Source organism: Mycobacterium sp., assembly GCF_050701675.1.
Taxonomy (GTDB): domain Bacteria; phylum Actinomycetota; class Actinomycetes; order Mycobacteriales; family Mycobacteriaceae; genus Mycobacterium.
Genome location: NZ_JBOGDD010000270.1, coordinates 1 through 4,402, shown reverse-complemented (window position 1 = coordinate 4,402; position 4,402 = coordinate 1). Strand labels below are relative to the sequence as shown.

The 4,402-nt window shown below is 64.9% G+C and carries 6 protein-coding genes; 2 read left to right on the top strand and 4 right to left on the bottom strand.

The window, feature by feature from the left end; genetic code table 11:
* On the top strand, positions 1-753 hold a 753-nt coding region (locus ACRDUX_RS07790; protein ID WP_526412612.1), incomplete at its 5' end, for an HNH endonuclease signature motif containing protein.
* A gap of 294 nt (positions 754-1,047) precedes the next feature.
* Positions 1,048-1,488 carry a hypothetical protein gene (locus ACRDUX_RS07785; protein WP_526412610.1) on the top strand — a complete coding sequence of 147 codons (441 nt, stop codon included), beginning with the start codon at positions 1,048-1,050 and terminating at the stop codon, positions 1,486-1,488.
* A gap of 52 nt (positions 1,489-1,540) precedes the next feature.
* On the opposite strand, the gene ACRDUX_RS07780 is transcribed toward ACRDUX_RS07785, so the two are convergent.
* From ACRDUX_RS07780 to ACRDUX_RS07765, 4 genes are all read right to left on the bottom strand, one after another.
* Positions 1,541-2,179 carry an SRPBCC family protein gene (locus tag ACRDUX_RS07780; protein ID WP_526412608.1) on the bottom strand — a complete coding sequence of 213 codons (639 nt, stop codon included), beginning with the start codon at positions 2,177-2,179 and terminating at the stop codon, positions 1,541-1,543.
* The gene (locus ACRDUX_RS07775) at positions 2,176-2,514 is read right to left on the bottom strand and encodes an ArsR/SmtB family transcription factor (RefSeq protein ID WP_526412606.1); all 339 of its coding nucleotides are present in this window, start codon (positions 2,512-2,514) and stop codon (positions 2,176-2,178) included. Before ACRDUX_RS07775 ends, ACRDUX_RS07780 begins: the two co-directional genes overlap by 4 nt.
* Before the next feature lie 63 nt (positions 2,515-2,577).
* A complete protein-coding gene (locus tag ACRDUX_RS07770) occupies positions 2,578-3,417 on the bottom strand; it encodes an SDR family NAD(P)-dependent oxidoreductase (RefSeq protein ID WP_526412604.1) in 840 nt (279 codons plus the stop codon).
* A 274-nt stretch (positions 3,418-3,691) separates the two neighbouring features.
* Positions 3,692-4,402 (bottom strand): MFS transporter (locus ACRDUX_RS07765; protein ID WP_526412602.1); only part of this gene is annotated, 711 nt, incomplete at its 5' end.

The window sequence follows — 4,402 nt, the reverse complement described above, 5'->3', positions numbered from 1 at the left end:
GCCGCCACCTTCGACGCCGCGTTGCAATTGCACACCGACGCATTGGTCGCCGACTGGAAACGCGACCACACCGACGGTGCCGAAGGCGAGCGTGAGGGCGAGGGTTCGTCGGCGCAGACGCCGCCGTTCCCCGGCCTCGTCGACGGGTTCCTGAGTCTCGTCGAGGCCGGGTGGGACACCGAGGTCGCTCGCCGCCCACACGGACAGCACACCACGGTGGTGGTCCATCTTGACGTCGAGAACCGGGCCGCCGCTCTACATCTGGGACCATTCCTGTCCGAGAACGACCGCTGCTACCTGATGTGCGAGGCCGACTGCGAAGTGTGGTTCGAACGTCACGGTCAGGTCATCGGGTCAGGGCGGGCCACCCGGCAGATCAGCCGCCGGTTGCGTCGTGCCCTCGAGCACCGCGACCGCTGCTGCGTGGTTCCCGGCTGCGGGGCCACCCGCGGTCTGCACGCTCACCACGTCCGGGCCTGGGAGGACGGCGGGCCCACCGAACTGGACAACCTGGTGCTGGTCTGCCCCTACCATCACCGGCTGCACCACCGGGGCGGCATCACCATCACCGGACCCGCCCATCACCTCGTCGTCACCGACAGTCGCGGCCGAGCACTGAGTGCGGGATCGCTGGCCTGCCCACCCACGCAACCCCCACCCGCGGTCGCCCCCTACTCGGGACCGACCGGTGAACGCGCCGACTGGTGGTGGTACCAACCCTTCCAACCGCAACCACCACCCACGAGCAACTAACGGCTCGAATCGTCAACCCGCCTCGAGCGGTTGCCTTGTGGGTGCCTTCGACCCGCAGATGCTGATCGGTCTTTGATGCCCGACGGCCATCGACTCAGCATCGATCACGCGTTCTCGGTCATATCGTTCGCATTACTCCCCGGCCTGGTGTGAGGCGAGACGCAGGAACGTGCGAATCGCGAACCCCTGCACGACATCATCGTCGAGGCCGAACAGACAACCCTGGACGCCTGACAGGGCGTTCATAGAGCTAACCCGGGTCTCCCGACCACAGCGCGGTTTAGGGTGGTGGGCATGCTATCCGTCAGTCGTTCGACCGCGACGATCGCCGTCGTGGCGGGACTGCTCACAGTGGGCGACGCGGCCGCAGCGGCAGAGCCCGCCGACGTGCCGACGGCCCCAGTCGTGACGCAACTGACGGAGCGTCCCGAAGTCGGGGGTGCCACGCCGTTCACCGACAATCCAGCGATCGTCGACAGTCGCCTGCAAGCCATGGATTCCTGGAGCCGATTGCCCGACGAATCTGCGATAGCCGTGCACTTCACCAGCGGCACGCCCGCGTGTTACGGCGTCCACACCGAGGTTCAGGAGACCGCAGACATCGTCGCGGTGAAATTACGGGCAGGCACGCTGCCGGGAGGTCAGCGGGTCTGCACGATGATCGCGGTACCCGGCACGCTGGCGGTGGGCCTGCAGGCGCCCGTGGGCAATCGGGCCGTCGTCAGCATCACGTAAGCGATCCGCTGGGCGCCGCGAGGGCTCAGCCGTTCCCGGCAGCGCCCCTGGCTCATTCCTCGCCGACGTATGCCTTGATGCACCGATCCGTCAATGCGCGTGCCGCCGAGGGGTCCTCGCCGCCGGCGACGCTCGCCGAGTGCCAGGCCTCCCCGGACAGCTCGAGGAAGCGACGGCCCTCCTCGGAGGCCGTCCACTGCGGCCCGAACGATGGATCGATGGACTCGCCGGTTGCCAGATGGATGGCCAATCCGAGCACCATCGAATCCCAACCGATCCCGACTGCCCCTGGCCCGAACTCGCGCCAGTTCTCGTCGTCGGCGCCGATGGTGTGTTCGATTACCAAGCGAGCCCGACCCGGGCCGTCGTCGGTGACGCTGATGTCGATCCAGCTGACGTTGTCCCCGTATTCCCAAGTCGCCGTGAAGCTCTGCGGTGGATCACACGTGAGTATCGTTCCGTGGGCGTGGCCCTCCAGTTGGTAGGAGCCGCCTACCCTCGGGTCTCCGGTGACCGGCATCAACCACCGTGGGATGCGCTCCATGCTGGTGACGGCATCCCAGAGGTCGGTCGCGTCGGTATCGTACGACTGACTGATCGTGACGACGTGCGCCTCTCCGACCTCGATCGCTCGGGCCCCGACGTTGCGCGCCACACCGTTGATCTGGTGGTCGACGTCGATCTCGGTCATGTCGTCCTCTCCCGTCGTTGTCGCTTTCCTCGCGCGAGTTCGGTGTCCAGCGCATCCAGATGCGGTGCCCAGAAGCGGCGAAACCCGTTGAGCCACTCGTCAACCTCGCGAAGCGCCGCGCCATCGACGGCGTACAGTCGACGCTGGCCTTCCGGGCGGACCGAGGTGAAACCGTTGTCCCGCAGCACTTTCAGATGCTGCGACACCGCGGGCTGGGTTATCGCGAACTCGTCCTGGATTGCGCTCCCGATGGTGCCCGCCGACATTTCCCCACTGGCGAGCAGTTCCAGGATTCTACGACGCACCGGGTCACCCAGGACGTCGAACGCATGCACCGCTAGACACTAAAGCTTACACTTATATAAGTCAACACTACATTCCACCGCTCGGACGGGGGCTCAGCCGTTCCCGGCGGCGACCCTGGCCCGCTCCTTCATCGAGGCGATCACTCCACCGTCGTTGAGGATGTCGATGCCAGTGAGATAGCCGGCTTTGTCACTCGCGCAGAACGCAAACAGCTCGGCCATCTCCTGTGCCTTGCCCCACCGCGGGACCGCGAAGTCGGTGACCATCGCACCAGCACCGGCCTGCTCTTCCAGCTTGCCCATCTCGGTGTCGACGGACCCTGGCGAGACGGAGACGATCCGGAGCCCCCGACCGTTGAATCTCTCGGCCTGCGATGAGCTGTACCACCTGACGAAGCTCTTGCTCACCGCGTACGCGAAACCGGAGCGCGCCTCCTCGGGAATGACGTTGCAGGCCGCCGCCATTGCGCTAGTGAACGCGGCATCGTCCTGCAGTGCCAGCGGGAACTGCCCGGTTGGAATCAATTCCTCCGGCAGCATGTGAGCCGCCATCGACGCCACGTTGACGATCGCGGCTCCCTCACCGGCGGTGCGGAAGAACACCTCGTTCACGTTGAGAGTGCCGAGCGCATTGGTCCTCGTGACGTAGTCGGCGTCACCCATGCTGGGGCTGACCCCCGCGGTGTGGATCACCGAGGCGACCGTCCCGAGATCGGCCGCGGTGTCGAACAGCCTGGTTACCGCCCGTCGGTCGGTGACGTCACAGTTGACGACCGTTGGGGTCATTCCGAGGTCCTTCAGCGTGGCCGCAGCAGTATCGAGCCGGTCCGGCCTGACGTCGCACAGCACGACCGCATGTTCTCGCCCGATGATCGCCGCCGTGGCCAGACACATGCCACCCGCGCCGCCCGTGATCACTGACACTCGACTCATACCGGGACGGTATACGAGACGGGCCACGGTCCACGGTCCACGTAGACAATCGGCTAGATCCTCCCGGACAGACCGCTCAGCACTCGGAGTCCAGTGCTGCCATGTGGGCGCGTCACGAGGCGCACCTGCGCGGCCAAAGGTTCTCTGCAACGGAAGAATTCAACCGCAATGGCGCGTCACGCGGGGCGTCCAACATCAATAGTGCTGAATGCCACGCCTTTCGGGTTGAGCAATGGCCTGTCGACGACCACTGCCCTCACCAATCATGAAGCAGTCACCGCTGCGACCGACCCCCGTCCGTTACGTTGATACGCGGCGATTCGAGTCGTCTCGCGCCGGCGGCTTCCTGCAGTGACTTGCCCTTGGTTTCGGGTGCCCAAGCGATGCAGACGATCAACCCGGCGATGGTTATGCCGGCGCCGATGAGCATCGTCGGCCCTACCCCGAAGCGGTGTAAACACATCGGAAGCAGATAGGTGCCGACTGCCGCGCCGATTCGACTGACGGATGTGGCCAGACCCACCGCGGTACCGCGAATCTCGGTGGGGAACAGTTCGGTTGGGTAGGCCCACTCCAGGATGCTGGGACCTCCTGAAAATAGCGCATAGGCGCAAAAGCACACGATGACAATCACCGCGGAAGCGTGCGGGAACACTCCCAGGACAGTGAGCGGAATGACCATGAGCGCAAACGATCCGATGATCAATGGCCGACGTCCGATTCGGTCGATCAACTTGATTGCGGGCAGGACGCCGATCAGGAATACCAGACTGATGAGCAGCGACCCAAGCACAGAGCCCTCGGACATGCCGAATGCGGACAGGATTGTGGGGCCGAAGGTGTACAAACCGAACAACGGAATGATCTGGAAGGTCCAGAACAGCGAGACGAAGAGCGTCCGCTTACCGTAGGGCTGCTTGAACGCATGCCAAAAGCCCATCCCGGTCAGCGCTTCCTGGTGGGCGAGCACGTCGAGTTCCTCCTC

Excerpts from the sequence above, each read along its gene's own strand:
- ACRDUX_RS07785 (WP_526412610.1), top strand. The coding sequence starts at position 1,048 with ATGCTATCCGTCAGTCGTTCGACCGCGACGATCGCCGTCGTGGCGGGA.
- ACRDUX_RS07770 (WP_526412604.1), bottom strand. The coding sequence starts at position 3,417 with ATGAGTCGAGTGTCAGTGATCACGGGCGGCGCGGGTGGCATGTGTCTG.
- ACRDUX_RS07780 (WP_526412608.1), bottom strand. The coding sequence starts at position 2,179 with ATGACCGAGATCGACGTCGACCACCAGATCAACGGTGTGGCGCGCAAC.